At 67.3% G+C, this 25,753-nt stretch carries 26 protein-coding genes; 17 read left to right on the top strand and 9 right to left on the bottom strand.

Annotation, left to right across the window (positions count from 1 at the left end):
• Window positions 1-20 precede the first annotated feature (20 nt).
• From DEIPR_RS04665 to DEIPR_RS04630, 8 genes are all read left to right on the top strand, one after another.
• A complete protein-coding gene (locus DEIPR_RS04665) occupies window positions 21-1,214 on the top strand; it encodes a MalY/PatB family protein (RefSeq protein ID WP_013614679.1) in 1,194 nt (397 codons plus the stop codon).
• A 261-nt stretch (window positions 1,215-1,475) separates the two neighbouring features.
• A complete protein-coding gene (locus DEIPR_RS04660) occupies window positions 1,476-2,888 on the top strand; it encodes an alpha/beta hydrolase family protein (protein ID WP_013614678.1) in 1,413 nt (470 codons plus the stop codon).
• Between the two features lie 281 nt (window positions 2,889-3,169).
• Window positions 3,170-3,601: a division/cell wall cluster transcriptional repressor MraZ gene (mraZ, locus tag DEIPR_RS04655; RefSeq protein WP_013614677.1), complete on the top strand. Its 432-nt coding sequence runs from the start codon at window positions 3,170-3,172 to the stop codon at window positions 3,599-3,601.
• A gap of 59 nt (window positions 3,602-3,660) precedes the next feature.
• Window positions 3,661-4,560, top strand: coding sequence for a 16S rRNA (cytosine(1402)-N(4))-methyltransferase RsmH (rsmH, locus tag DEIPR_RS04650; RefSeq protein ID WP_013614676.1), 900 nt, complete (start codon window positions 3,661-3,663; stop codon window positions 4,558-4,560).
• On the top strand, window positions 4,557-5,072 hold the full coding sequence (locus DEIPR_RS04645) for a hypothetical protein (RefSeq protein ID WP_013614675.1): 516 nt from the start codon (window positions 4,557-4,559) through the stop codon (window positions 5,070-5,072). Before rsmH ends, DEIPR_RS04645 begins: the two co-directional genes overlap by 4 nt.
• 40 nt (window positions 5,073-5,112) lie before the next feature.
• Window positions 5,113-6,744, top strand: a complete 1,632-nt coding sequence (locus DEIPR_RS04640) for a peptidoglycan D,D-transpeptidase FtsI family protein (RefSeq protein ID WP_013614674.1) — start codon at window positions 5,113-5,115, stop codon at window positions 6,742-6,744.
• 154 nt (window positions 6,745-6,898) lie between these two features.
• Window positions 6,899-9,358, top strand: a complete 2,460-nt coding sequence (gene leuS, locus DEIPR_RS04635) for a leucine--tRNA ligase (protein WP_013614673.1) — start codon at window positions 6,899-6,901, stop codon at window positions 9,356-9,358.
• Window positions 9,359-9,525: 167 nt separating this feature from the next.
• Window positions 9,526-10,212, top strand: coding sequence for an HAD family hydrolase (locus DEIPR_RS04630; RefSeq protein ID WP_013614672.1), 687 nt, complete (start codon window positions 9,526-9,528; stop codon window positions 10,210-10,212).
• Here the strand turns inward: DEIPR_RS04630 and DEIPR_RS04625 are convergent.
• The 8 genes from DEIPR_RS04625 to DEIPR_RS04590 all read right to left on the bottom strand — a co-directional run bounded on the left by DEIPR_RS04625 (window position 10,203) and on the right by DEIPR_RS04590 (window position 17,464).
• A complete protein-coding gene (locus DEIPR_RS04625) occupies window positions 10,203-11,138 on the bottom strand; it encodes a diacylglycerol/lipid kinase family protein (RefSeq protein ID WP_013614671.1) in 936 nt (311 codons plus the stop codon). The genes DEIPR_RS04630 and DEIPR_RS04625 overlap by 10 nt on opposite strands.
• Window positions 11,139-11,140: 2 nt before the next feature.
• Window positions 11,141-12,277: a non-hydrolyzing UDP-N-acetylglucosamine 2-epimerase gene (gene wecB, locus DEIPR_RS04620; RefSeq protein ID WP_013614670.1), complete on the bottom strand. Its 1,137-nt coding sequence runs from the start codon at window positions 12,275-12,277 to the stop codon at window positions 11,141-11,143.
• Window positions 12,274-13,434 carry an MraY family glycosyltransferase gene (locus DEIPR_RS04615; RefSeq protein WP_013614669.1) on the bottom strand — a complete coding sequence of 387 codons (1,161 nt, stop codon included), beginning with the start codon at window positions 13,432-13,434 and terminating at the stop codon, window positions 12,274-12,276. The genes wecB and DEIPR_RS04615 overlap by 4 nt, the downstream gene beginning before the upstream one ends.
• Window positions 13,435-13,442: 8 nt before the next feature.
• Window positions 13,443-14,066: a uracil phosphoribosyltransferase gene (gene upp / locus DEIPR_RS04610; protein WP_013614668.1), complete on the bottom strand. Its 624-nt coding sequence runs from the start codon at window positions 14,064-14,066 to the stop codon at window positions 13,443-13,445.
• Between the two features lie 93 nt (window positions 14,067-14,159).
• On the bottom strand, window positions 14,160-14,540 hold the full coding sequence (locus DEIPR_RS04605) for a hypothetical protein (protein ID WP_013614667.1): 381 nt from the start codon (window positions 14,538-14,540) through the stop codon (window positions 14,160-14,162).
• Between the two features lie 76 nt (window positions 14,541-14,616).
• Window positions 14,617-14,913 carry a hypothetical protein gene (locus DEIPR_RS04600; protein ID WP_013614666.1) on the bottom strand — a complete coding sequence of 99 codons (297 nt, stop codon included), beginning with the start codon at window positions 14,911-14,913 and terminating at the stop codon, window positions 14,617-14,619.
• Window positions 14,897-16,798, bottom strand: coding sequence for a 1,4-alpha-glucan branching protein GlgB (gene glgB, locus DEIPR_RS04595; protein ID WP_013614665.1), 1,902 nt, complete (start codon window positions 16,796-16,798; stop codon window positions 14,897-14,899). Before glgB ends, DEIPR_RS04600 begins: the two co-directional genes overlap by 17 nt.
• 93 nt (window positions 16,799-16,891) lie before the next feature.
• Entirely contained in the window at window positions 16,892-17,464 is a 573-nt protein-coding gene (locus tag DEIPR_RS04590; RefSeq protein WP_013614664.1) for a cob(I)yrinic acid a,c-diamide adenosyltransferase, read from the bottom strand.
• 92 nt (window positions 17,465-17,556) lie between these two features.
• Between DEIPR_RS04590 and DEIPR_RS04585 the strand changes: the two genes are divergently transcribed.
• Window positions 17,557-18,198: a VOC family protein gene (locus tag DEIPR_RS04585; protein WP_013614663.1), complete on the top strand. Its 642-nt coding sequence runs from the start codon at window positions 17,557-17,559 to the stop codon at window positions 18,196-18,198.
• 11 nt (window positions 18,199-18,209) lie between these two features.
• Here the strand turns inward: DEIPR_RS04585 and DEIPR_RS04580 are convergent, their stop codons facing one another.
• Window positions 18,210-18,833: a rhomboid family intramembrane serine protease gene (locus DEIPR_RS04580; protein ID WP_041221944.1), complete on the bottom strand. Its 624-nt coding sequence runs from the start codon at window positions 18,831-18,833 to the stop codon at window positions 18,210-18,212.
• 394 nt (window positions 18,834-19,227) lie between these two features.
• On the opposite strand from DEIPR_RS04580, the gene ccsA reads away from it, so the two are divergent.
• The 8 genes from ccsA to DEIPR_RS04545 are packed head-to-tail and all read left to right on the top strand — an operon-like array spanning window position 19,228 to window position 25,640.
• Window positions 19,228-19,983: a cytochrome c biogenesis protein CcsA gene (gene ccsA, locus DEIPR_RS04575; RefSeq protein WP_013614661.1), complete on the top strand. Its 756-nt coding sequence runs from the start codon at window positions 19,228-19,230 to the stop codon at window positions 19,981-19,983.
• The gene (locus tag DEIPR_RS14150; RefSeq protein ID WP_013614660.1) at window positions 19,970-20,137 is read left to right on the top strand and encodes a hypothetical protein; all 168 of its coding nucleotides are present in this window, start codon (window positions 19,970-19,972) and stop codon (window positions 20,135-20,137) included. The genes ccsA and DEIPR_RS14150 overlap by 14 nt, the downstream gene beginning before the upstream one ends.
• Window positions 20,134-20,661: a cytochrome c maturation protein CcmE gene (gene ccmE / locus DEIPR_RS04570; protein WP_013614659.1), complete on the top strand. Its 528-nt coding sequence runs from the start codon at window positions 20,134-20,136 to the stop codon at window positions 20,659-20,661. The genes DEIPR_RS14150 and ccmE overlap by 4 nt, the downstream gene beginning before the upstream one ends.
• Window positions 20,661-22,691 carry a heme lyase CcmF/NrfE family subunit gene (locus DEIPR_RS04565; protein ID WP_013614658.1) on the top strand — a complete coding sequence of 677 codons (2,031 nt, stop codon included), beginning with the start codon at window positions 20,661-20,663 and terminating at the stop codon, window positions 22,689-22,691. The genes ccmE and DEIPR_RS04565 overlap by 1 nt, the downstream gene beginning before the upstream one ends.
• 48 nt (window positions 22,692-22,739) lie before the next feature.
• Entirely contained in the window at window positions 22,740-23,330 is a 591-nt protein-coding gene (locus DEIPR_RS04560) for a TlpA family protein disulfide reductase (protein WP_013614657.1), read from the top strand.
• Window positions 23,327-23,851: a cytochrome c-type biogenesis protein gene (locus DEIPR_RS04555; protein ID WP_013614656.1), complete on the top strand. Its 525-nt coding sequence runs from the start codon at window positions 23,327-23,329 to the stop codon at window positions 23,849-23,851. Before DEIPR_RS04560 ends, DEIPR_RS04555 begins: the two co-directional genes overlap by 4 nt.
• Window positions 23,848-25,056, top strand: a complete 1,209-nt coding sequence (locus tag DEIPR_RS04550) for a c-type cytochrome (RefSeq protein WP_013614655.1) — start codon at window positions 23,848-23,850, stop codon at window positions 25,054-25,056. Before DEIPR_RS04555 ends, DEIPR_RS04550 begins: the two co-directional genes overlap by 4 nt.
• On the top strand, window positions 25,053-25,640 hold the full coding sequence (locus DEIPR_RS04545; protein WP_013614654.1) for a Rieske 2Fe-2S domain-containing protein: 588 nt from the start codon (window positions 25,053-25,055) through the stop codon (window positions 25,638-25,640). Before DEIPR_RS04550 ends, DEIPR_RS04545 begins: the two co-directional genes overlap by 4 nt.
• Window positions 25,641-25,753: the final 113 nt, after the last annotated feature.

The raw sequence follows: 25,753 nt of genomic DNA, 5'->3' as shown, positions 1-25,753 counted from the left end.
CGGGCCACCTATCATGGGGCATGGCTTCAACCACCCTCGCTCCACACCGCTTCGACGACCTGGACGCTGGCAGCTTCCGGCACCCGGTCAGCCTGAAATGGAACACCTATCCGCCGGACGCCCTGGCCCTTTGGATTGCCGACATGGACCTGCCCGTTTCGGAAGACCTGCGCCGCGCCCTGACCGAGCGGCTGCAGAACCCGCTGGGCTACAGCGACGTGACGGGCGCGGCCGTGCCGCTCAAGGCGCTGCTGATTCGCCGCCTGGCCGAGCAGGGCGTGCCGGACCTGACCGGCGAGCATATCCGCCTGATGCCCGCCGTGGTGCCGGGGCTGTACGCCGCCGTGGCTGCCTTCACGGCTCCTGGCGAAGGCGTGGTGGCCCTCACCCCGACCTATCCCCCATTCCACATGGCAGTGCAGACTCAGGGCCGGGTGTGGCGCAGCGCCCCGCTGCAAGATGACGGGGAGCGCTGGCAGATTGACTGGGACGCCTTGGAAGCGGCCATCACCCCGGACACCCGGCTGCTGCTGCTGTGCCATCCGCACAATCCCAGCGGGCGCGTGTGGACCCTGGACGAGCTGACCCGCCTGGCCGAGCTGGCTGAGCGCCGCGACCTGACCGTATGCTCGGACGAGCTGCATGCTGACCTGCGCCACCCCGGCGCACCGGAGTTCCGGTCGTTCGCGTCGCTGCCAGCCGCCGAGGGGCGGACCGTGGTGCTGACCGGCCCCGGCAAAAGCTACAACATCGCAGGCATCGGCTGCGGGGCGATGATCAGCCGCAACCCGCAGCTGCTGGCCCGGGTACAGAGCGCTGTGGGCGGCCTGCTGGGACAGCCGCACGCTTTTAATGTCAGCGCCTGGGAGCTGGCCCTGACCCATGCTCAGCCCTGGCTGGACGAGGTACTGGACTACCTGACCGGCAACCGCGACCTGATTCGGGAATGGGCCGAGAACGAGCCACTGGTGCGCTTCCACGCTCCCGAAGCGACGTATCTGGCCTGGCTGGACCTCCGCGCTCATCCCAAGGCGCACCGTATGCAGCAGTACCTGGTAGAGCAGGGCGTGGCGCTCAACGACGGCGCGACCTTTACCGTGCCGGAAGAAGCGGAGCAGTACCAGGGCTGCGTGCGGCTGAACTTCGCCACCTCGCGCCCGGTGCTGCGTGAAGCGCTCACGCGGCTGAGCCGGGCGCTGGCCCAGCCGGCCTAGGCTGCTGGCCTAAGCTGCTGGTTCAGGGTGCAGACGTTCTCCCGGCCAGCATGCCAGGGGGTACAATACGGAGCGAATGGCGCGGGGGGATGATGAAGGGCCAGCCGGTCCTCTTCCCCCCGCGTGCCTTGACGCCCCTGCTCTACACCGTGCCCCATTTCGCAACCTCCCACCAGAGCGCCCGCTCCGCTTCGCACCTTTGCCAGGCTGCTCGGGTTTCCCCCACCAAAAATGCGCGGTTCAGCCGCATGCCCTACCACCATGTCTAGAGTTCTGCTTCCCCTGCTGGCCGCCCTGGCTTCCAGCCTGCCGGCCACTGCGGCCGCGCAGGCAACTACGCCTTCACTTTCTTCGCCGACCGCTTCCGGTCAGGTCGCCGCAGCAGCCCCAGCCGCTGGCACGGCCCCATATGCAGCCAACACCTGGCACGGCAGCCTGCTGCAACGTGGCCGCGAAGTACCGGTGGGCCTGAATCTGCGCGGCAATGGCGCCGAGCTGTGGCTCCCCGACCAGGGGATCCGGGGGGTGCCGGTGCCGGTGGTGCGCAACGCTGCAGGGACGCTGACCATACGGCTGGACCACTGGCCAGGCCAGCCCCAGCTGCAACTGGCCCGCAGCGGCGAAGCTGCCGTGCTGCGCGGCACTTTCCGGCAGGGCGGATTCAGCTCCCCGCTGACGCTGTGGCCGGGCGCCGTCACCCTGCCGCCCCGGCCTCAGGAACCACGCGGTCCTTTGCCGTACCGCAGCCAGGAAGTGACTGTGTGGGGTGAGGGCGCCGTGGCCCTGCGCGGCACCCTGACGCTGCCGCCGGGGCCGGGCCCGTTTCCCGCAGCGCTGCTGCTCAGCGGCAGTGGCCCGCAGGACCGCGACTCTACCCTGCACGGGCACCGCCCCTTCCTGGTCCTGGCCGACTGGCTCACCCGCCGGGGCTTCGTGGTCCTGCGGCTGGACGACCGGGGCACCGGCGCCTCGGACGGCGACCTGTATAGCGCCCACTACCGCGACCTGGCCGGCGATGTGCAGGCGGCCACTACTTTTCTGCGCCGGCATGACTCGGTCCGCCCTGACGCGGTGGGCCTGATCGGCCACTCGGAAGGCGGCTCACTGGCCGCTCTGGGCGCACAGGCCCTGCGGCCAGCCCCTGCCTTTATGGTGCTGCTCGGCAGTCCTGCCGTGCCGGGCCGCGAGCTGCTCGACTTGCAGCTGCGCACCCAGCTGAGTGCCCAGGGCCTGAGCAGCGCCGAGATAGAAGCCCGCGCCACGCTGCAGGCGCAGGCCCTGCAAAACCACCGGGTGGGCGAGCTGCAAGTGCCGCTGCCCAGCAGCGAAATCGAGCAGGCCTGGCTCTACTCCAGAGCCTTTGTCCGCTCGCCCTATCTGCAGGATTTCCTGACCTACGACCCACGCCCGGCGCTGCAGGCCAGCCAGGTGCCCACCCTGGCCCTGTTGGGAGCGCGGGACCTGCAGGTGCCACCGGCGGCCGGCGCGGCCCGCATGCGTGAGCTGCTGCAGGCTCCCGGTAGCGAGGTACACGAGCTGAGCGGGCTGAACCACCTGCTACAACCTGCCCGCACCGGCCTGCCGCAGGAATACGCAGCCATTCCCACCACCCTGGACCCGGCTGCCCTGGACCTGCTGGGCCGCTGGCTGCAGAGCACTCTGGCCCAGCGCTGACAGCGAGAAGCCGGGCAGCCGGCCGCTGACCCGACTGAGCGCGGTGCGCGCCACTTCAGGCCGGCTGCCGAGGGCCGCTGCCTGGCCCGCACTCGGGTGGAAGCTTGGCCCATAAAGTGAGCGCCGTATAGGCCAGGGCAAGGCAGAGTGGGGAAAAAGACCACCTGGGACCCCAAAAAGTGGAGACAGGTGGGAAACGGTGGTAATCCGGGGAAACAGGTTGCTACACTGTCGGCAGCTTGGGCGTGTGCCCGCAGCCCGGCTGCACTGGAGAAGCGAACATGCCGTACGGCGAATATCCCTACAACCTCGACGAAAAAGGCCGGCTGGTCATGCCACCGCCTTTCCGCGAGTTCGTGGAGGATGGCCTGATTCTGACCCGGGGCATGGAAGGCTGCCTGTATATCTTCCCTCTGGCCGGCTGGCGGCGGGTAGAAGAGCAGCTGGAAGGCCTTCCCCTGACCGACGCCGGGGCGCGGGCGTTCGTGCGCTTCTTCTACTCGGGGGCGTCCAAGGCCCGGTTGGACGGTCAGTCGCGCATCGGTGTGCCGCTCACGCTGCGGCAGTTCGCCGCGCTGGACACTCAGGCGGTGGTGGTGGGCGCCCCTGGCCGGCTGGAACTCTGGAATCCCGAACGTTGGAACGCCGCCATTGCCGGAACCTTCAGCGACGCCGCCCCCCCCACCGCCCTGCTCCAGACCCTGACCGTCTAGACTTCTTTGCTCCTCCGCTTCTCTTCGCCCTCTCTTCTCTTTTCCCACCGGATGACCCCATGACCCAGGAAGCCGTACCCCACACCCCCACCCTCAGCCACCTGCCCGTCTTGCCGCAGGAGGTGATGGACGCCCTGGCCCCCGCGCCGGGCCGCTTGATTGTGGACGGCACGCTGGGCGGTGCCGGCCACACCCGGATGCTGCTGGAGCGCGGAGCCACCGTGATCGGAATCGACCAGGACCCCTATGCCCTAAGCCGCGTGGAGGCCGAGGGGCTGGCCGGCCTGCGGACCGTGCGCGGCAACTTCCGCGACATGCAGACGCTGCTGGCCGGCATCGGTGTCACGCAAGTGGACGGCATTCTGCTGGATATCGGGGTCAGCTCGTTTCAGCTGGACGATGTGGAGCGCGGGTTTTCCTACCACAGCGAGGCAGCGCTCGACATGCGCATGAGCCAGAGCGGCCCCAGCGCCGCCGACCTGGTCAACGACCTGGAAGAAGCCGAGCTGGCTGCCCTGATTTACGAATACGGCGAAGAAAAGCACTCGCGGCGGCTGGCGCGGGCCATCGTGGCGGCGCGGCAAAGCGCTCCCATTGAGACCACCACTGAGCTGGCCGACATCATCAAGCGGGCGTATCCCGGCTTCGTGAGGGGCATTCACCCGGCGCGGCGCACCTTCCAGGCCCTGCGCATCGCCGTGAACGACGAACTGGGCGCACTGCGTGAGGGGCTGCAGGCGGCCGAGGCGCTGCTGGCCCCCGGTGGGCGGCTGGGCGTAATTTCCTTTCACTCGCTGGAAGACCGCATCGTCAAGCGGTTCCTGCTGGGCAGTGAACGGCTGCGCCCATTGACCAAGCGTCCCGCCGTGGCGAGCGAGGAGGAGCAGGCGGCCAACCCCCGCTCGCGCAGCGCCAAGTTGCGGTCGGCCGAGGCCGTGCGCCCGGAGGTGAAGGCATGACTGCCCTGCCCGGACAGGGACAGGTGGCCGAGGAAGGCCGCAGGGTGCAGTCTCCTGCTGCCCAGACCATGACGGCCACCCAGGCCATGATGGCGGCTCAGCCCGCCGCTCGCCCGCGCTGGGCCGATGACGTCCTGTGGCGCCGCCGCGCCCTGCGGCTGCTGGGGGTGTGGGCGCTGCTCAGCGTGGTGCTGGTCGGCCTGAGGGTCTCTACCGCGGCCATTCGGCCCGAGCTGCGCGACGCCCAGACCACACAGGCCGAACTGGTCAAGCAGCGCGACGCCCTCTCGCTGGAAGTGCAGAGCCTGGGCAGTGCCAACCGCATCAGCGCCTGGGCCGAGGAAGCGGGCATGCTGCGCTTTGCCGATTCACTCAAGCGCAGTGCCGAGCTGTCTGGCGTAGAGGCTCCCACACCGCCCGCGCCGCCCCCACCCCTGAAACTGCGCTGGCAGTGGGGCCCCGGCCCAGCCACCCCGGAGGATTCGTCGCCAGAGAAGCTGGTCAGCCCGTGAGCCCCGGAGTCCCCCCCACTGACCAGCGGAGGAAAGCGCCATGGAAGTAAAAATCAGAAAGCGTGCCCGGCTGCTTCAGACTCTGGCGGCGCTGATTTTCCTGGGGCTGGCCTGGGGCTACGCTCAGCTGGAATGGTCGGTGCCCACCAGCCTTTCACGCTCGGTGGTCCAGGGACGCGGCGAGATTCTGGCGGCCGACGGCACCGTGCTGGCCAGCTCGGCAGACGGCCAGCGGGTCTACCCTCAGGGCGCGCTGGCTGGGCAAGTGGTCGGCATGATGGGCACCGAAGAAGGCCTGGAAGGCATCGAACACGCCTACAACCCCCAGCTGGAAAGCGGCCAGGACATCACCCTGACGCTGAACCCACGTATTCAGGCGCAGGCCGAAGCGGCGCTGGCGCGGCGTATTCCGAAATCTGGGGGCGACTCCGGCTCGGTCATCGTGCTGGAAACCCGCACCGGGCGCATCCTGGCGGCCGCCAGCTATCCGCCCTTCGACCCCAACCACTGGCGCGACTACCAGCCCAGCGACTGGCGCAACCGGCCCCTGCTGGACGTCTATGAACCGGGGTCACCCATCAAGGGCCTGACGGTTGCGGCGGCGCTGAATGAGGGCGCCATCACGCCCGATACCGTGTTCGACACGCCTATGCGGCGCTACGTAGGCGAACGGTCCTCGGGCAGCACCATCGGAGACTCGGTCCCCCACGAGCCCAAGCTGACCACCACCGGCATCCTGCGCTATTCCAGCAATGTGGGCATCTCGCACATCGTGGAGCGGCTGCCGGGCACGCGGCTGCGCGATTATCTGCTGGCTTACGGCTACGGGCAGAAGGTGGACCTGGGGCCCATCCGCACCGAGACCGGCACCCTGCAGAGCGAGAAGAAGTGGGACGCCCTGGTCGAGACGACCAGCGGCTTCGGCCAGGGCATGAGCGGCACCACCCTGCAGCTGGCCGCCGCCTACAACGTGCTGGCCAACGACGGGCTGTACATTCCGCCCAAGCTGGTCGAGGGCAACGACAACGGCGAGCGGCGCGAGGTGCTGGGCCCACGGGCCCGCCAGATCAAGCCGATGCTGCAAACTGCGCTGGAAGGCATCCGGCACGCGGCCGGCATCAACGGGTACAGCTGCGCCGGCAAGACCGGCACCGCCCAGATGGTAGGCGACGATGGCCGCTACATGAAAGGCCAGTACAACTCCACCTACGCCGGCTTCTGCCAGACGGGAGACCCCCGCATTACCATCGCGGTCATGGTGCACGGGGCCAAGGAAGAGAGCGGCACCTTCCAGGGTTCGCAGCTGGCCGCGCCTATCTTCCAGGAGCTGTCGGCCGGCATCATCTCCATGTGGGGCCTGCCGCCCGAAGAACTGCCGGACGGCTACTCGGTGGGCAACCCCGCCACCGTGCAGCAAGCCCAGGAGGAGGCCGCCACAAGCGGCGTAGCCACGGACGGTGAAAGCGGTGCTCAGGATGGAGCGCAGGAACCGGCCCCGGAGACCGCTCCGGCAGACGGCCCCACCACCGCTCCGGCCGAAGATGCCCCCACCCAGGACAGTCCAGCTGAAACGAACCCAGATGAGATGAGTTCGGATGAAACGACTTCAGATGAGGCCATCTCGGAGGAGACAAATTCAGTCGAGCAGGCTGCGCCCGCCGCGCAGGAGTAGCCCCCAGGCTGCGAAATGCCGTACACTGGGCGCGTGACCCGCTCTGCCCTACGCCGTCCGGGACCCCGCGACTAGCACCGCTCAGCCGCCGGGGTCCCGCTTGTGTATGCAGGCGGGGCCTTTTTTTGTACTTTCCCCCTCAGGAGAACCTTGCATGACCAGACCCGATATCCAGGAACCCCGTTCGGAGCGCTACAACCCCCACGCCATTGAGCAGAAATGGCAGGAGGCCTGGCAGGCGAGCGGCCTGTACACTTTTGACCCACAGGCACCCGGCGAGAAGCACTACGCCCTGACCATGTTTCCCTATCCCAGCGGCAACTTGCACATCGGGCACTGGTACGCCAATGTGGCCCCCGACGCCCACGCCCGCTGGATGCGGATGCGCGGCCACAACGTGCTGTTTCCGATGGGCTTCGATTCGTTCGGACTGCCTGCCGAGAACGCCGCCATCAAGCGCGGTGTCAACCCCCGGAGCTGGACCTACGACAACATCGCGCACATGAAGGGGCAGTTTGGGCGAATGGGCACCATGATTGACTGGACCCGCTCCTTTGCCACGTCCGACCCCGAGTACTACCGCTGGAACCAGTGGTTCTTTACGCAGTTTTTCAAGCGCGGGCTGGCCTACAAAAAAGGCGGCCTGGTGAACTGGTGCCCCAAGGACCAGACCGTACTGGCAAACGAACAGGTGGTGGGCGGGGCCTGCGAGCGCTGCGGCACCCCGGTAGAGCGGCGCAACCTCAGCCAGTGGTACCTCAAGATTACCGACTACGCCGACGAACTGCTGGATTTCAGCGACACCGACATGCCCGAGCGCGTGCAGCTGATGCAGACCAACTGGATTGGCAAGTCGGTGGGCGCGGAAGTGACGTTCAGCACGCCCGCTGGCCCGGAAACCGTCTTTACCACCCGCCCCGACACCCTGCTGGGAGCCACCTTCATGGTGTTGGCCCCCGAGCACGCCAAAGTGGCCGAGCTGACCACCGACGAGCAGCGTGCAGCGGTGGAAGCTTATGTGGCCGCCGCAGGCCGCAAGACCGACGTGGAGCGCCAGCAGGAGGGCGAAAAGACCGGCGTATTTACCGGTTCCTACGCCACTCACCCCATTAGCGGCGAGCCGCTCCCCATCTGGGTGGCCGACTATGTACTGGTGACTTACGGCACCGGTAGCATCATGGCGGTGCCCGCCCACGACGAGCGCGATTTCGCCTTTGCGCGGGCGTTCGGCCTGCCCATCAAGGAAGTTATCCGCGCTGAAGGCAGCGAAGGAATGGGTGAGCAGCCCACTGAGCCGTACACCGGCGAGGGCCTGATTGTGAATTCCGGCGAGTTTGATGGCCTCCCCGGCGGCAAAGCCAGCATCGCGAAGGTGGTGGAGCGTCTGGAAGCCCAGGGCATCGCCCGCGCCAAGACCACCTACCGCCTGCGGGACTGGCTGGTGGGGCGGCAGCGCTACTGGGGCACGCCCATTCCCATCATCCACTGCGAGAAATGCGGCCCACAGCCGGTGCCCGACGAGCAGCTCCCTGTGCGCCTGCCGGACGATGTGGAATTCACCCCCACCGGCCAGAGTCCGCTGAAGCTGGACACCGAATGGGTCAAGGCGACCTGCCCGTGCTGCGGCGGCCCCGCCGAGCGCGACACCGACACCATGGACACCTTTGTGGACAGCAGTTGGTACATGTACCGCTACCTGTCGCCGGACTACGACGGGGGACCGTTTGACCCGGCGCAGCGCGGCCTGATGCCGGTAGACCTGTACACCGGCGGCATTGAGCACGCCATCTTGCACCTGCTGTACTCGCGCTTCTGGACCAAGGTGATGCGCGACATGGGCCTGACCGACCAGAACGAGCCATTCCGCCGGGTCCGCAACCAGGGCATGGTACTGGGCGAAGACGGCGAGAAAATGTCCAAATCACGTGGCAACGTGGTGGACCCCGACGACCTGGTGGCCGAGTACGGCGCTGATACGGTCCGCACCTACCTGATGTTTATCGCCCCGTGGGAACTGGGCGGCCCCTGGGACACCAAAGGTATTAATGGACCGGCCAAGTGGCTGGGGCGAGTCTGGAGCCTGTTCTTCGGCGGGCAGCCGGACGGCCCCCGCGAGGACGTGAGCGAGGCCGACCTGCGCTACGCCGTACACTCCACGCTGAACAAGGTGAACGGCGACTTTGAGCGGATGAGCTTCAACACCATCGTGGCGGCCCTGATGGAGCTGACCAACGTGTTGGTGCGGGCCGGACGCAGCGACCTGTACGGCAGCCCCGCCTGGGACGAAGCGCTGAATATCTTCAACCTGATGCTGGCCCCGGTCGTCCCGCACATTGCCGAGGAAGTCTGGCAGGGGCGCGGCGGCGCGGGCAGTGTCCATGAGCAGAGCTGGCCGCAGGTGGATGAATCGGCAGCCGTGCGCGATACCGTCACCATCGGCGTGCAGGTGACCGGCAAGATGCGCGGCCAGATTGAAATTAGCAAGGCGGCCAGCCAGGACGAGGCGCTGGCAGCGGCGCAGGCCAACCCCGATATTGCCAAGCACTGGGAAGGCAAAGACATCGTCAAGGTGATTTATGTGCCGGGCCGTATTCTGAATATCGTGGCGAAGTAAGCCTCACTGCCGCTTTCGCCGGGCAGCCGCCCCAACATCCCCAGCACCCTCCCCGGGCATGCTGGGGATGGTCCTTTCGGCGTAGCGCAACACAGCCACGCTGCCAACCGTCCAACCCACACAAACCCCACTGCGCCGTTCAGGCGAATGCCCTAGGATTGCCCCCTATGCAACTGAACCCCCAAGGCCCTTCCCTCCCCACCATCGCCGACCTCCGGGCGCTTTTCGTAGACCTGGACGGCACCCTGGTGGATTCCAACGACGCCCACGCCCGTGCATGGGTGCAGGCCCTGGCCGACCAGGACATCACCCGTGACCAGGGCGAGGTGCGCCCGCTGATTGGCATGGGCGGCGACCAGCTGGTGCCCGAACTGACCGGCAAGAGCGACAGCAGCGAGCTGGGTGAGGCGCTGGTGCAGGGCTGGCAGGACCATTTCAAACCGCTGATTGCCGGGCTGGAGGTGCTGCCCGGTGCCCGTGAACTGCTGGAATGGGCGCGGGGGCAAGGGCTGACGGTGGTGCTGGCTTCCAGCGGCGAAGACGACATCGTGGAAGCCTTGCTAGAGCACGCTGGCCTCACTGACCTGATTGACCTGCGGGTCCGCTCGGACGAGGTGCAGCAGACCAAGCCAGAACCCGACATCCTGCAAGCCGCCCTGAACAAGGCTGGAGTGCAGCCGCAGCAAGCCCTGTTCGTGGGCGATACCCGCTTCGATGCGGAAGCTGCGCAGAAAGCCGGCGTGCCCTGCGTGCTCTTGCGGGCCGGTGGCTCACCTGACTTGGAGGAAGCGCAGTACGTGCTGGCCAATGCCCACGAGCTGCTCAGCGCCCTGCAAGCGGCGACTCAGGACTGAAGCGACCGGCTGGCCCCATTCAGGAGCTGCACCGCCCCCGGCAACACTTCCGCCCGCAGCCACATATGCTCGCCCCTGAGGTCACCGTCCACGTGCAGCTGCACCGGCTGCTCCCAGTGCAGCTCCGCCACCTGCCCGGCGGCGTAGCGGACTGCGGGATGCTCCAGATGCCGGCCTACCCGGACCCGCGCAATCAGCGGCGGCACCTGACGGCGGCGTACATCGCCCGCCACCACGACGTTCAGGCGGCCGTCTGCCAGGTCGGCGGCGGGGTTGAACTGAAAGCCGCCGCCCAGGGTCCGGGCATTCATCACCGAGCAGAGCATGGCGGGGCCGCTGTACAGCTCTGCACCGTCCAGCAGCACGCGGCACGGCTGCGGCTGCATGGCCCGCAGGGTGCTCAGTGCTGCCCAGACGTACCGCGCCGCACCCTGCGTCCAGGCCGGAGCCAGCGGCAGATTGGCCGTCAGCTGGGCATCGAAGCCCATGCCTGCGCCGTTGAGCGAATACGCCTCCGTCCCTGGCCCGCTTCCGTAGCGGACCCGTAGGGCATCCACCCGCCGGGGTGGGTTTTCCAGACCCGCCAGCACTTCACGGAACTGCCCAGCCCGCAGGCCCAACGTTCCGGCGAAGTCGTTGCCGGTGCCGAAAGGCAGCACCAGCAGGGGCCGCTCTTGTTCAATCACTGCCGGCAGCACCGAAGCCACCGTGCCGTCGCCGCCCACTGCCGCCACTGCCCAGCCAGGGGGCAGGGCGCGGACAGCGGCCAGAGCTTCAGCGGGTGTCCCGCTTTCGATGGTCCGGTACTGCACCCCCCAGGCATGCAGCTCCCCGCGCAGCCGGGGCCACTCGCGGGCGGCACGTCCGTTGCCGGCGCTGCGGTTCAGGACCACCGCCAGCGGCCTGCCGTTTATCAGCGGAGCCAATGCTAGAGCTGCCAATCTTCGGGGCGTTCAGCCAGCCCGAAGTGCCAGGCCACCGCCTGCGCGATCCGTCCGGCCGCCTGTCCGTCGCCGTAGGGATTGGCTGCCCGGCGCATGGCCTCCAGGGCAGGGCCCCCCGCCAGCAGCTCGCGCCCCAGCGCCAGGATGTGGGCCGGGTCGGTGCCGGCCAGGCGCAGGACACCGGCTTCCAATCCTTCGGGCCGCTCGGTCACGTCACGCAGCACGGCCACCGGCACACCCAGCGCCGCGCCCTCTTCCTGAAGCCCCCCAGAATCGGTCAGCAGCAGGTCGCTGGCAGCCATCAGCGGCGCCATCTCGGCGTAGTCCAGCGGCTCTGTCAGGACAAAGTTGGGCTGCCCTTCCAGTGCCGGGCGCACGGCTTCTTGCACGGCCGGGTTCAGGTGAACCGGGTAGATGAAGGTGTGCTCTGGATGCTCGGCGGCCAGCGTCGCCAGCGCCCGCGCCATCTCGCGCATGTGCGGTAGGTTCTCACGGCGGTGCATGGTCACGGTGACCAGCCGCTGCCCCGCCGCCCTGAGCGCCTGCCATTCGGGGCGCAGCGGCAGGCGGCCCGCCACCTCACGCACCGCGTCTACCGCTGTCTGCCCAGTCACGAAAATGCCGCCCGGGGCCTTGCCCTCGCGCAGCAGGTTGGCGCGGCTGGCCGCTGTGGGGGCGAAATCCAGCGCCGACAGCACGCCGGTCAGGCAGCGGTTGGCCTCTTCGGGAAAGGGAGCTCCCAGGTCGCCCGAGCGCAGCCCCGCCTCCACATGACCCACCGGAATTCCCTCGTAAAAGGCACTCAGCGCCACGCAGAAGCTGGTCGAGGTATCGCCGTGAACCAGGACCATGTCCGCGCCCAGCTCGCGCAGCTTTTCGCCGGCCTGCGGCACGATTTTGCCGGTCAGCCCGGCCAGGGTCTGTCGGTCGGTCATCACTTCCAGGTCCAGGTCGGCGCGCAGGCCGAACACGCTCATGGCGCTGTCTAGCATCTCGCGCTGCTGCCCGGTGGAGAGAATCAGCGCCTGCAGGTCGCCGCGCCGCTGCAGGGCGCGGTACACCGGGGCCATTTTGGTCGCTTCAGGGCGGGTGCCGAAGGCCAGCACGATACGGGGGGTCATCTTTGGTCCTCCTGATGGGTGGGCGGCTGATGGGTGTCCAGCTCGCGCCGGTGGGCCAGCACGCGGCTGTAGGCCACGGCGACCAGCAACCCGGCGATGCCCAGCCCCGTCACCACGATGGGCACCGGTTCCACGCCCTGCGCGGCCATGCCCAGCAGGCCGAAGCACAGCGCCAGCGCCCAGAGCGTCAGGGCGGTCTTGCGGGCGCTGGCGGTGCGGGCCAGAACGCGGTGATGAATGTGCGTCTTGTCGGGATGGGCCAGCGGATTGCGGATGCCGCGGGCCAGCCGGCCCACCACCACCTGAGTGGTATCCATGATGGGCAGCGCCAGCACCAGCAGCGGCAGCAGCACACTGGCCGAGGCGGTGGCCTTGACGGTGCCCAGCAGGCTTACAGAGGCCAGCGTGAAGCCCAGCAGCGTGCTGCCCGCGTCGCCCATGATGATGTGGCTGGGGTTGAAATTGTGCCGCAAGTAGCCCAGGGTGGCCCCTGCCAAGCCCGCCAGCAGAATGACTGCGGCAGCCCGGTCAGGGAACTGCGCCGCCGTGACCAGCAGCACCATGCTCGCCACAAAAGCCACGCCGCCCACCACGCCGTCTACTCCGTCCAGCAGGTTGACCGCGTTGGTCAGGCCTACCACCCACAGCCAGGTGACCAGCGCACTGAGGGGGCCGTTGAAGTGATCAGGCACCACACTGAAAAAGGGAATGGCATTGAAATCGATCATCAGGCCGTTCACCATCAGCAGGGCGGACGCCAGGGTCTGCACCAGGAGCCGCACCAGCGGCGAGAGGCCGAACTGGTCGTCGATAAAGCCCACCAGCACCAGCCACGAGCCACCCAGCAGAATCGCCAGCACCTGAATGCTCACGTCCTGAATGATGATGGGGCGCATGGCCCAGGCCACCACCAGGCTTACCACGAAGCCGGCGAAAATGGCCAGCCCCCCGGCATTGGGAAGCGGCCGGACATTCAGCCGCCGCTCGTTGGGCTGGTCGGCCCAGCCCTTTTCCAGCGCGAAGTTCAGCAGCCGGGGAATAAACATCCAGGTAAAGACCAGCGCCGTGAAAAACGTCAGGATGACACTGAGAAAGCCGCGCCCGAACGGGTCAGCAATTCCGAGGTCGGCGGCCAGGCCCTGCAAGGTCTCCAGCATACGCGTCCCTACTTGGTGCCGTAGATTCGGTCGCCCGCATCCCCCAGGCCGGGCACGATGTAGCCGTGATCGTTCAGGCACTCGTCCACGGCAGCCGTCACGATTTCCACGTCGGGGTGTGCCTGCCTAATCACGGCAATACCCTCAGGCGCCGCCAGGATGCACATCAGGGTGATGCGCTCAGCACCCATCTCCTTGAGTTTGTCGATGGCCGCCACGGCGCTGCCGCCAGTCGCCAGCATCGGGTCGGTCAGAAACACGCGGCGGCTGCCGATGTCCTCGGGCAGCTTGGAATAGTAGGCGACCGGCTGCAAGGTTTCGGGGTCGCGGTACATGCCGATGTGGCCCACCTTGGCCGCCGGAATCAGGTCGGTGATGGCCTCAGTCATCACCAACCCGGCCCGCAAGATGGCCACCAGTGCCAGCTTCTTGCCGCTGAGCATGGGAAATTCGCCACTCTGGACCGGCGTGGAGAACTGAACCGGTACCGTCTCCAGGTCACGCATGGCCTCGTAAGCCAGCAACAGGCTGAGTTCGCCGGCCAGTTCGCGGAATTCCTTGACCCCAGTGCGCTCGTCGCGCATCAGGGAGAGTTTGTGCTTAATCAGAGGGTGCTCTACGACAGTCAGCATTTGCCCTCTACCATAGCGCTCCAACCGGAAGATGCGCCGGGTGGGCCAGCGCGGAAGCCAGGAGCAGCCCCCGCCCACCTCTGGCCCACAAGACTAGTAGTTGCCGCCGGCCCGCTTTTCGGTCACGTCAATCTTGCCGCTGAAATTGTTGTATTCCACCTTCAGCCGGTAAAAACCAGGGCGGCCGCCGGCCATCAGGTTGATGGCCCAGGGCTGGCCGGGCACGCAACTGGCGCTTTGCTGTACGGCGCCATCTGCGCCCAGCATGTAGAAATTGGCGCTGCCGTTGGTCGCCGTGCAGGTGCCCGAAACCCCCACCCGGTTGCCCTGCTCAGTGGTACGGAAGCTGTAGGTGCTTTCCCCCTTGGCGGCGTACATCTGGGTGGGCATCATGGTCACGGCGCCCAGCCGCAGCCCTACCGTGAAATAAAGACCTCCGACAACCAGCGCCAACAGTGCGAGCAGAACCTGCATGCCGCTCAGTGTAGAGGATGGCCTGCCCCCGCCCTACCGCAAACTGGGGGGGCTCGCCTGGCCCCAGGCCGGTGCCTCAGCCGCCCTGCCCTGCTTGAAGGGCCAGCAGGCCCAACAACAGTGCGGTCAGCACAAGCCCAGGCAACTGCCGCCGCTCGCCGCGCTGCACTGCCCGCCAGGTCTGCAGCGCCAGCCGCAGCCCCAGCAGCGCTGCTACCGCACCTAACGGCGGCGTGGGACCGCCCAACAGTGGGGACAACAGGCTCAGACCTGCAGCCAGCAGCAGCGCGGTGCTCAGCTGCCACAGCAGGTCGGGGCCGCCTTGGGCGCTGTCCTCCTCTGGGGCGGGCTTTTGCTCAGTCCTGTTCGCCATGGTCCAGTTCCAGCACCAGGGCGCTGAGCGGAGGCAGGTTCAGCGACAGCCGCGCCGGTTGCCCCAGCAGCGGTTCTTCCCAGGCTTGGGGGTCGCCTACCTCGTGACTCCATCCTCCAAAGCGGCCCTCGTCGGTGTTCAGGACATAGCGGTACTGCCCGGCTTGCGGCACCGGCAGGTGATAGTTCTCACGGTAAACCGGAGTCATGTTCAGCACCACGACGCTGGAGCGGCCCGTGCCCTCGTCCAGTCGCCGGTACACGTACACGCTGTTTTCGGCGTCGTCGCCATTCAGCCACTGCTGGCCCGCCGGCTGCATGTCCGACGCGTACCAGTCGGGGCGCTCAACGTACAGGCGGTTCAGTTCACGCACCAGTTCGGCCATGCCGGCGTGGTCGGGCCAGCCGCTCTTTTCCCAGGGCAGGGCCACGTCGTGGTTCCACTCCTGCGAGTGAGCGAACTCCTGGCCCATGAACAGCAGTTTCTTGCCGGGCGTGGTCCACATGTAGGCGTAGAATGCCCGCAGGCCAGCCCGCTGCTGCTCCCAGTCACCGGGGGCCTTGAGCACCAGCGGCTTCTTGCCGTGGACCACCTCGTCGTGGCTGAGCGCCAGCACGAAATGCTCGGTGCTGCGGTACACGTTGAAAAAGGTGATTTTGTGGTGGTCGTACTGGCGGTAGAGAGGGTCCTGCTCCAGATAGGCCAGCGAATCGTTCATCCAGCCCATCGCCCATTTGTAGTCGAAGCCCAGACCGTGTGGCGCCGGATGAGTCACGCCCGGAAAGGCGGTGCTTTCCTCGGCCACCATCATGCAGCCGGGAGCCATGTGGTGAACCACCTCGTTCAGCCGCTTGAGAAAAGCGATGGCTTCCAGGTTCTCACGCCCGCCGTGAATATTGGGCACCCACTCGGTGCGCGAGAAGTCCAGATACAGCATGGAGGCCACAGCGTCTACCCGCAGGCCGTCGATGTGGAAGTCCTGCAGCCACTTCAGCGCCGAGCCGATCAGGAACATCACCACTTCGTTGCGGCCATAGTCGAAGATGTGGGTGTTCCAGTCGTAGTGAAAGCCCTTGCGGGGGTCGGCGTACTCGTACAGAGGCGCGCCGTCGTAGTGGGCCAGGGCGTGGTCGTCGGTGGGGAAATGGCCCGGCACCCAGTCCAGAATCACGCCAATGCCGCGCCCGTGCAGGTAGTCCACCAGAAACTTGAAATCCTCCGGGGTGCCCTGCCGCGCTGCCGGGGCATAGTAGCCGGTCACCTGATAGCCCCACGACCCGTAGAAGGGGTGCGCCATTGCGCCCATCAGTTCCACATGGGTAAAGCCCATGTCCTGCACGTAGTCGGCCAGCTGCCGCGCCAGCTCACGGTAGGGCAGCGGCTGGCCGTCCTCGCCGTAGCGCCACGACCCCACATGCACCTCGTAGATGCTGACCGGCTCGTTCTGGCGGGCGCTGCGTCCCTCCATCCATTCCGTATCCTGCCACTCGTACTCGTCGGTCCAGATGACGCTGGCTGTGGCGGGCGGGGCCTCAAAGGCGCGGGCGTAGGGGTCAATCCGGTCCACGGTGCGGCCATCGGCTCCCTGAATACGGAACTTGTACAGCTGCCCGGCCTGCGCTCCCGGCACGAACGCACCCCAGTAGCCATAGTCCAGCCGCTCCAGGGGGTGGGTTTCCTGCCAGCCGTTGAAGTCACCCACCACGTGGATGGCCTGGGCCTGCGGCGCCCAGACAGCGAAACGTACCCCGGCTGCGCCCTCCTGGGTAACCGGGTGGGCGCCGAGCAGGTGGTCCGGCCGCACCAGGTCGGCGCCGGCCAGCTTCTGGAGAAAACCATGCTCCAGTGGCAGCGGAAAGGCAGAGGGAGAGGCAGATTGCGACATACCGGCCAGTCTAGGCCGCGCCTGTCAGCAGGACCAGCAGGCTAAAGGCTGCCGTAACCCGGCGGGCCGCCTCCGCCCGGATCACCCGCCGGGTCAGCGCCGACCGCCCACCAGCCAGCCTTCTTCGGACACTCCGGCGCGGCTGTTGACCGCCCGCGCCATGATAAACAGCAGGTCCGACAGCCGGTTGAGGTAAATCTGCACGGCGGCGTTGTAGTCCTCTTCCTTGCCCAGGCGAATCACTTCGCGCTCGGCGCGGCGGGCCACGGCGCGGGCCACTTGCAGCTGGGCCGCCGCCAGCGTCCCACCAGGATGCACGAAGCCGGTAAAGGGCGGAGCTTCCTCCTGATACCGGTCAATCATGGCCTCCAGCGTCTGCGCGTCCTCGGCGTCTATCCGCACCAGCTTGGCCTGATAGCGGCTATCCGGGCGGGTCGCCAGGTCAGCGCCCAGGTCGAACAGGGCATTTTGCAGGTACTCCAGGTCACGGTCCAGGTCGCTGCTGTCTTCAGCGCCGGCCTGTAGGGCCGCCCGCACCACGCCCAGTACACTGTTCAGCTCGTCTACGGTGCCGTAGGCTTCCACCCGGGGATGGGCCTTGCTGACCCGGTCGGTGCCGTACAGGCCGGTTTCGCCCCTGTCGCCGGTCTTGGTATACAGTTTCATCTTGCTTCCACCATAGGTGAAGCGCGGCAGGCACGCCCGGCCGGATAAGGATTTCCCCAGGACACGGCGCACGGGCGGCATTACCCTGCGGTATGTCCACGCTGCCGCCGCCCACCTCCTGGACCCTGGACCACCTGGTGTTCGCCGCTCACGACCTGAGCAGCGGACAGGCCTGGCTGGAAACGAAGTTGGGTGTCCACCTGCAGCCTGGCGGTCAGCACCCGCGCTTCGGGACGCACAACCGCCTGCTGGGCCTGAGCCTGCCCGGCGCGGGCAAGTGCTATCTGGAGGTGATTGCCGTGGACCCGGCCGCTCCGGCACCGGCTGGCCCACGCTGGTTCGAGCTGGACACACCCGCCATGCAGGCCCGGCTGGCAGAGCGTCCCCGCCTGATTCACTGGGTCGCGGCCGTCCCCACACTCACGGGCCACCCACTGGCCCTGCCACTGGAGCGCGGCGCAGCCCGCTGGCAGCTGACCGCCCCGCCGGACGGCTCGCTCCCGGGCGGCGGTGCAGAACCCAGCCTGATTGCCTGGGAGACACCTTCACCGTCAACCACCTTGCCGCCCAGCGGCGTGACCCTGCGGGCGCTGGAGTTGCTGGGGCCGCAGCCGCAGAGGCTGCAGCACTGGACCGGCAGCCTGCAGGGGGTCAACATCACGGCGCAGTGGGCCGACATTCCGCAGCTGCGGGCCACTTTCCAGACGCCGCACGGACCGCTCACGCTGAGCTAGGCGGCCAGCACCTAGGCTAGGCGGTGTGGGGGGCGCTGCCGGTGCAGCAGCGCCGCCGCCACCAGCCCGCCGACGAAGCCGAACAGGTGCCCCTCAAAGGAAATGCGCGGGTCGGTCGGCAGCACACCCCAGAGGATGCCGCCGTACAGAATTGCCGCAATCACCGCCACCCCGATGGCGGCCGGAGTACGTTCCCACCAGCCCACGCCCAACAGGTAGGCGAAGTACCCGAAAATCAGGATGCTGGCGCCCAGGTGCACGCTGCCGCCACGGGCCAGCAGCCAAATCAGGCCGCCGCCCACCGCCGTGATGATGAAGGTGGCCGCCAGGAACCGCCCTACCGAGCGCACCGCCGACATAAAGGCCAGGGTCGCCAGCGGCACCGTGTTGGCTATCAGGTGGCCCCAGCCGCCGTGGAGAAACGGGGCGGTGAAGATATGCCACCAGCTGCCCGAGTCACGCGGCCAGATGCCCAGGTTGTCCAGCCGCAGCCCCGGCAGCAACTGGTCCACGAACTCCTGCACCCAGATCAGGGCCACCAGCAGTGCGGTGACCAGGGCGGCCGGCAGTGCCCGGGGTCCTCTGGAACGAGGCGCAGACAGAGAGGGGCGCGGCCGAAGCGGTGAGCGGGTCATTTTTCCAGTGTAGGCAGCCTCCCTGCCTGCCACCTGAACTGAGCCTTTACCCGGAGTTCTGGGCACGGGAGTTCTGGGCGTAGGGTTCTGGGCGTGGAGCATTTTGGGACTCCCTTCCTTGCCGGGCAGGGCGGCCATGTGGTCTGCTGGGGGCCGGAACCTGTCCTAACGGGCTGCCCCCGCAGAGCAACTCAACTCCACTCGGTTTTCCTGTGCCCGTCATCCCGCTTTCCCTGCGTTTCCCGCAGCGCTTTAACCTGACGGTGCCATCTTGCCTTCATATCGCCGCGTGCCCTGCCGGGAGAGTGCTGAGAGCGGCCCCCCGGCAGGTCTGCTTCAACGGCACTCTATTCAGCGGCACTGCTCACACGTCAACACGGGACTTTTTCTGACTATGACCTATACCCCTGTTCTTTCTCCACCCGACCGCCTCACCCCGCTACTGGGCTGGGCCACGGTGCTCAGCCTGCTGGTCACCGTTTTCCTGGGGCTCAGCGCACCGCCTGACCAGAATCAGGGCGTGCTGGTCCGGCTGCTCTTTATTCATGTGCCTGCGGCATGGGTCAGCTACCTGGCCTATTTCGGCACCGGGCTGTTCGGGCTGCTGTACCTGCTCAAGCGCAACCTGGGGTACGACCGGCTGGCGCTCGCTTCGGCCGAGCTGGGCGTGCTGTTCACGGTGTCCACGCTGGTCGGCGGCATGCTGTGGGCCAAGCCGACCTGGGGCGCCTACTGGGTGTGGGACGCCCGCCTGACCACCACCGCGCTGAGCCTGGTCATTTACGGCGGCTACCTGCTGATTCGCAGCCTGATAGACGACCGCGACCGCCGCGCCCGCGTGGCCGCCGTGATCGGCCTGATGGGCACCCTCTATGTGCCGGTCAACTACATGGCGGTGGAGTGGTGGCGCGGCGTACACCAGACCCAGACCCTGAAGCTCCTGGGCAGCCCTGACTTTGCCGCCTCGCCCATTTACGGCTGGATTCTGGTGGCCGGCGTCCTCACGTTTACGCTGATGTATCTGTATCTGCTGCGCGTGCGGGCCAGGATTGCTGCCCTGGCCGACGCCCGCGAAGACTACGAACTGATGACCGATCTGCCTGCCCACGGTGGAGCGCACAGTCAGGAGGTGACCCGTGGAGCATCCTGAATACGTCACCTATGTGGTGATTGTCTATGCCGTGACCTTCGGTCTGCTGGCGGCCTATCTGCTGTGGCTGTGGCGGCGCCTCCAGGCCGAGAAGGGCTGGGCCCGTGAGCGTGAGCAGCAGGTCTCTCTCCAGGAAAGGAAGTCCGCGCCGTGACCCAACCGCTGAATTCCCCCACGCCATCTGCTTCTGCGCTGCCGCGTGCCCGCCGCCGCCGCCGCAATCCTTTGCCGTCCATCCTGGGAGGCGGCGCCCTGCTGACCCTGGCCGGGGTACTGGCCTTCGGGTCGCTGGGTCAGAGCCTGGAATACTTCAAGACTCCCAGCGAGTACCAGCAGGCCGAGTCCCAGTTGCAGGGCCGGCTGCTGCGCCTGGGCGGCCTGGTACAGAATGCCAAGTACGACCCCCAGACCCTGAACCTGACGTTTGACCTGACCGACGGGAGCGTGACCTACCCGGTCCACTACACCGGCGCCGTGAGCGACATGTTCAAAGAAGGCCAGGGCGTCATCGTGCGTGGCCGCTTTGGCGAAGCCGGCGGCAAAGCGGACGTGTTCCAGGCCACCGAACTGATCGTCAAGCACTCCGAGGAGTACCGGGTGCCCCAGAACCAGGCCGACATCGACCAGCTCAAGGTGCTGCTGGAGTCGGGAGACAGCAGCAAGGGAGCCGGTCAGTAGTGGACCTGCTGAGCTGGTACGCCCTGAGCTTCTCGCAGAGTCCGCTGGCTTTGCTGGGCCAGCTTAGCCTGCTGCTGGCGCTGCTGTTTGGCCTGGGCGGGCTGTGGCAGGCCGTAGTGGGCGGGCGTAGCGGCGACCCCCGCGCCGCCGAGAGCGCCTCACGGGCCACGGTGGCTGTCTTCGGCTTTGTCACGGTGAGCATCGGCGCCCTGCTGGCCGCCATGGTCGGCAGCGATTTCAGCGTGCGCTACGTGGCCGAGCATTCCATGAGCACCAGCCCGCTGTGGATCCGGATTACCGGGCTGTGGGGGGCGCTGGAAGGCTCCATCATGCTGTGGCTGTGGCTGCTGGCCCTGTACGCGGTGATTCTGACCCGCACGGCCCGCCGCGACGCCCTGCGGCCCTGGGTCCTGGGCACCATGCTGTTCAACCTGCTGTTTTTCCTGGGGGTCTGCGCCACCATCGCCAGTCCCTTTACGCCGCTGGCGACCATCCCCACCGAAGGCGCCGGCCCCAACCCCGCCCTGCAGAACCACTGGATGATGGCGGTACACCCGGTACTGCTGTATCTGGGCTTCGTGGGCCTGGCGGTGCCGTTCGCCTACGCCGTGGCTGCACTGATTACCGGGCGGCTCTCGGAACACTGGGTCAGCACGGTGCGCCGCTGGACGCTGGTGGCCTGGGGCTTCCTGACCCTGGGCATCGTGTCGGGTGGCTGGTGGAGCTACGAAACGCTGGGCTGGGGCGGCTACTGGGCCTGGGACCCGGTGGAAAACGCTTCGTTCATTCCCTGGCTGCTGGCCACCGCCTTCCTGCATTCCATTCAGATTCAGGAGCGCCGGGGCCTGATGAAAGGCTGGAATGTCTGGCTGGTTGTCCTGGCCTACGCCAGCACGGTGCTGGGCACCTTCCTGAACCGCTCGGGCATCGTGCAGAGTGTGCACGCCTTTGCCGGTGGGCCGGTCGGGGGCGTCTTTTTCGGCTTCCTGGCCTTGCTGCTGCTGGGCGGCATCGCACTGGCCGCTTGGCGGGCGCCCCGCCTGCGCGACCAGGGCGAGCTGCCTGGCATCGTCAGCCGCGAGGGAGCCTTCCTGGCCGGCAACTGGCTGTTTCTGGTGTTCGCCTTTATGGTGCTGCTCGGCACCCTCTTCCCCACCCTGATTGAGGCCACCCAGGGCCACCGCGACACCTCGGTGGGCGCGCCCTTTTACAACGCGTTCGCTGTGCCGCTCAGCCTGGGCCTGCTGCTGCTGATGGGAATCGGGCCACTGCTGCCCTGGCGGCGTACCGAGGGGACTTCCTTTTGGCGGGCGCTGCGGCCCCTGCTCACGGCGGGCGGCGTGGGCGCACTGCTGGCGCTCGCGCTGGGGGTACGTCATCCCGGCGTGCTGGCCACGCTCGCGCTGGCGGCCTACAACCTGGTCGGTCTGGGCCTGCTCACCGCCCGGCACTTTCAGGAGCGCCGCGCCGCCGGCCTGGGCAGCAGCCTGGCCGGACTCATTGGCTCGCAGCCCCGGCGCTACGGGGCCTACATCGCCCACATCGGCCTGGTCATGGTGGCGCTGGGCATCGTGTTTTCCACGGTGTACCGCCAGGACCAGCAGACCACCCTGAACCTGAACCAGCCCCAGGCCCTGCTGCACGAGCAGCTGGAACTGACCGGCACCCGCAGCGTGCAGCGCAGCGACGGCCACTCGCTGATTGCAGATATCCGCATCGACGGTCAGCCGTTCGAGGCCCGCATGAACTTTTATCAGCAGGCCGGCAGCATGGCGTTCCCCGCACCAGCTGTACGCTACGGCTTTTTTGGCGACACCTACTTGGTCGTGACTGCCTTTGACGAAAAAGGGCAGTGGGCCAGTGTCCGCCTGGTAGAAAGCCCGCTGATTGCCTGGCTGTGGTGGGGCACCGCTGTCATGATGCTGGGCACCGGCATCTCGCTGCTCTCGCCGCGCCGCACCCGCCTGCCGGACGGGGCGCGCCCCGTGGGAGCATCGCCCCGTCCGGCTCCTGCGCCTGCCACCGACTGACCCACATGCGGCTACAGCGCTGCAAACTTTTTCAGAGAAAGGATTCCGATGACCCGACCCGCCCCTCATGACCCCGCTGACCTGCAGCCCACGTCCCCTTCCGGCCCCGCCTGGAAAAAGTGGCTGCCTCCCCTGCTGGCTTTCGGCCTGGTGGCTGCACTGGGCACAGCGCTTTTCTCGCCCACCCGCAACGAGACAGCCGGCGGACCGCTGGTCGACAAGGCCGCGCCCGACTTCCGCCTGACCAGCCTGGACGGCACCCCGGTCAGCCTGAGCGACTTCCGGGGCCGCCCCGTGGTACTGAACTTCTGGGCGTCTTGGTGCGGGCCGTGCCGGGAAGAAGCGCCGCTCTTCCGCGAACTGAGTGAGAGGCAGGGCGCGGGCGGACTGGCCGTGGTGGGGATTTTGTTCGAAGAGAAAAACGAGCAGAACGCCCGCGACTTTATCCGCGAGTATGCCCTGGCCTATCCCAACCTGCGTGACCAGAACCTGAACACCGCCATCGACTACGGTGTGGGGGCAATTCCCGAGACCTTCTTTATCGACAAAGACGGCGTGATTCGCTACAAGGACAAGGGCGGACTGGACCGGGCACGGCTGAACGCAGGCCTCAAGACCATCGGCGTGGAGCCGCTGTGAGCCGGACATGGCTGCGGCCTCTGCTGCTGGCTGGGCTGCTGGGACTAGGCACGCCCACGGCCCTGGCAGCGGCCCCAGCCCTGACTGCAGCGGAGCAGGCGCGGGCCGAGCAGCTGCAAGACACCTTGCGCTGCCCCATCTGTACCGGCGAGTCCATCAACGAAAGTTCCAACGACATCAGCCGCGAGATGCGGGCCGAGGTAGAGCGGCTGGTGGCCCAGGGCCTGAGCGACCGCGAGGTGTACGACTATTTCGCGGCTCGCTACGGTCAGTTAGTGCTGCTGGACCCACCCAAGCAGGGAGCCAACCTGGTGCTGTGGGCCGGACCGCTGCTGGCGCTGGGCGCGGGCGGCTGGTGGCTGCTGCGGACGCTGCTGGGCCACCCGCAACCTGCCCCGGCCACCGCTCAGGACACCTGGACCGAGGAAGACCCGGACCTGCAACCGTATCTGGCTCAGGTGCAGCGAGAAGCGCGGCCGCCCACCCGGACGGACTGGCGCGATAAAGGCGGTCCGGCATGAGCCTGGCCCTCATGTTGCTGCTCGGGCTGATGCTGGCCGCCGCCCTGGCGCTGGTGCTGCTACCCTTTACCCGCCCGGTAGACGACCCACTCGCTGCCCAGCGCACCCAGCTGGAAGCCCAGCGCGACGACCTCTATGCCCAGCTGCGTGCCATACCCGACACCGAGGAAGGCGACATGGCCCGGCTGCCGCTAGAAGCGCGGGCTGCCCGTGTCCTGCGCCAGCTGGACGAGCTACCGGCCACTCCACCTCGCCCGGAGGCGCAGGGGCGCTCGGCCCGCCTGGCGCGTGCGGGCTGGGGGGCGGCGCTGCTGCTTACGCTGGCCGGGGCACTGACCGTGTTCCCGACCTGGCAGCGGCTGGGCATCGGGGCCGCCGAAGCCGGCCAGGTGACGGCCGCCCAGCAGCTTCCCGGCCTGCGGGCCAGCGCCCAGTCAGCCAAGACCACTGCCAGCTACAACGCCTGGGGCGACGCGGCCTTCCAGCAGGGCAGCTATGACGAGGCGCTGCGGGCCTACACCGAGTCGCTCAAGCTGGAGCCGCGCCAGCCTCAGCCCCTGCGGCGCCTGGGCACGTTGCTGCTGAACCAGGGCAGCATGGGCAACCAGCCACTGAGCGAGCAGGACGCCGGGCAAGCTTTCGCACTCATCCGCACTGCGGCCAGCCTGGCCCCAGACGACCCCGAATCTCAGTTGCTGCTGGGGTATGCCCTGGTCAAGTTCGGTGCGGAGGAGGAAGCCCTCACAGCCCTGGAACGGTACCGCGAGCTGGATCCCCAAGGCCGCGACGCCGACGAACTTATCAGCTCCATTCGCAGTGCTCAGAACTCGTCCAGCCCAGCGCTGCAGGTTTACTCGGCCAGCTGCGCCAGCTGTCATGGCCCGGCCGGCAATGGGGGCCTGGGGCCTTCCTTACGCGAATCCAACCTCACACGCGACGCTGCCGCCCAAATCATTGTGCAGGGCAAAGGGAGTATGCCAGCTTTCCCTGAGTTGAAAGGAGAGCAGCTCAGCGCTCTGCTGGACCTGCTGCAAGAGTGGCAGCCCGGCGGCGCCCAGACCTCTAGCCCCGCTCAACCCAGCGACCGGAACAGTACCGTCAACAACAGCATGAACAACGAGAGTGCCGGCAGCCTGAGTGGAAATGGCCTGAACACGACTGGGCAAGGTACGGCCAGTGGAAGCAGTGCCAAGGAGCAGCCATGACGGACCCAGGCTCTCCGCAGCGGGCGCAGTCAGGTTACCGCCGCCTAAGCCGACGTTCGCTGCTTAGCTACTGGTGGACCCTGCCGGTGGCCGGTACGCTGGGCACTTTCGGCTGGCTAGGCCTGCGTGCGGGGCGCATCCTGACGCGCAAGGAAAAGCCGGGCGAACCGGAGTACGTGCCTGGCGCAGTGCAGGCCATCGCGCCGCTGGCCGATTTCCCTACCGAGTGGCACAGTCTGGAATTCAGTTATCAGGGGGACTTGACCATAGTGCTGCGGCTTCCCCAGCCGGTGCTGGGCGGCATCAGCGTGGGCGAACAGCATTTCGCCGCCTTCTCCCGCCGCTGTACACACCAGGGCTGCCCAGTGGTGATGGTCCGTGACCAGGAGGTGCTGGCCCTGGCCTACAACTACCGTGCCGAGGATGCCAAACATCCGCAGTTGGGCTGCCCGTGTCATTACTCCGTCTTCGACCCTCTCAAAGCAGGCGAGGCCGTGTTCGGGCAGGCCACTTTGCCCCTGCCCCGCATCGCGCTGGAGGTCCGTGGGGAGCAGCTCTACGCTGTAGGCCGCGAAGAAGGCTGATGTCTTCTTCAAAGCTTTTTGCATCAGGCGGAGACCGAGCACAGCCCCAAACTGACGCCAATGTGACTCAGTCTCATAAAAACCTTAAGGAGACCTGCCGCAACAACTGCCTT

This window comes from Deinococcus proteolyticus MRP, from assembly GCF_000190555.1.
Taxonomy (GTDB): domain Bacteria; phylum Deinococcota; class Deinococci; order Deinococcales; family Deinococcaceae; genus Deinococcus; species Deinococcus proteolyticus.
The sequence above is the reverse complement of the archived record's forward strand: the minus strand, read 5'-3'. Positions and strand labels throughout refer to the sequence as shown.